This is a genomic window from Sphaerospermopsis sp. LEGE 08334 (assembly GCF_015207205.1).
In the GTDB taxonomy this organism is placed as follows: domain Bacteria; phylum Cyanobacteriota; class Cyanobacteriia; order Cyanobacteriales; family Nostocaceae; genus Sphaerospermopsis.
The window spans coordinates 1-1142 of the sequence record NZ_JADEXH010000113.1 but is presented as its reverse complement, the minus strand read 5'-3'; the positions used below and the strand labels follow the sequence as shown (position 1 = coordinate 1142).

The following is a 1142-nucleotide window of genomic DNA, read 5'->3' as shown; positions in this document are numbered from 1 at the left end:
TAGACATCTCCGAAAACTATCTAACCTTCACCACAACTGCTTTTGAGGAAATGAAGGTAAAGTGCAAAGATACTCAGATTATACGCTAGAATCAGTGCTGAAGATGCCTGCTATTGGGAATTAGCCAAAAAATAGTACCTCTGGAAGTAGATTTTATCCAGGAAACTTGCAATTTTCTATAGCTACAAAATAACAGTACCAATACGCAATCTTACAAGTCCACAAATAGTCATAATTATTTGTTCATATTTCTGGGTATTTAATCTAAATCTTTCTTGGGCAACTCTAAATATCTTGACTAAACGAATTAAATGTTCAACAAAAATTCTTTCCGACGCTAGTTCTTTATTTCTCGCATTTTGTTCAGGCGTTAATTCTTGTTTTTTCGGTTTTTTCTGAGGGGTTTTAATTGACTCTTCTCCTTCATAAGCTTTATCCCCATTAAACCTTTGTTTGGTCTCAAATTCCTGGGAGGTTTCACGAAATAAGCTGATATCACTTTTAGGACCTGGTTTACCAGCCTTTATATCTACAATATCTTTACCATTTGGTAGGACAATTAGCTGGTTTTTTCTAGTATGAGTTTTCTTTTTACCTGAGTAATACTTTTTTTGTGTCTCATGCTCTGAAGGTCTTTCTATAGGCTGTTCATAGCTATCCACGATTAACTCAAACTCCGTTAACAGTTCTTTCACAATTTCGTGGTCGTTGGAGTTTTTTTTACCTGTGATATTAAACTTGGTGGTAATAATTCTCCCAGTAGTGGAAACCAATAGTTAAATGTGTCATTTGCCGTTGTCTCACTTACGCCAAATTGAATACCTAGTAACTGAAATGTTGTCAAATGACGTAAATATGTTAATGTTAAAATTATTTGCGACTCTGGGGTTAATTTTGGCTTGCGTCCACCTCCTCCCAGAATGAGTCTGACTTTTTTAGATTCTGCTAATTCTTTTTTATTATTATGTAGCTCTATTGCTTTCTCTATCAGTTGTTTTAGCTGTTCATAATGCAGCCCTAATAACCGTTGTGATTCTTCAGGATTGTTATGAATGTACTCAACTATGTTGCTCATAATCTCAGGGTAGGTACACGATTTTATCCTGTTATACCATAATTTGATTCTTTTTCGGATATGTCTA

At 34.8% G+C, this 1142-nt stretch carries 2 protein-coding genes; both read right to left on the bottom strand.

The features are described from left to right. Positions 1-182: 182 nt before the first annotated feature. Complete coding sequence (locus tag IQ237_RS26580; protein ID WP_309225819.1) at positions 183-695, bottom strand: transposase family protein; 513 nt, start codon at positions 693-695, stop codon at positions 183-185. Then, positions 692-1075, bottom strand: a complete 384-nt coding sequence (locus IQ237_RS26575) for a transposase family protein (protein WP_228020543.1) — start codon at positions 1073-1075, stop codon at positions 692-694. Before IQ237_RS26575 ends, IQ237_RS26580 begins: the two co-directional genes overlap by 4 nt. Positions 1076-1142: the final 67 nt, after the last annotated feature.

Coding starts and splice junctions, on each gene's coding strand:
- IQ237_RS26575 (WP_228020543.1), bottom strand. CDS start 1,075: ATGAGCAACATAGTTGAGTACATTCATAACAATCCTGAAGAATCACAA.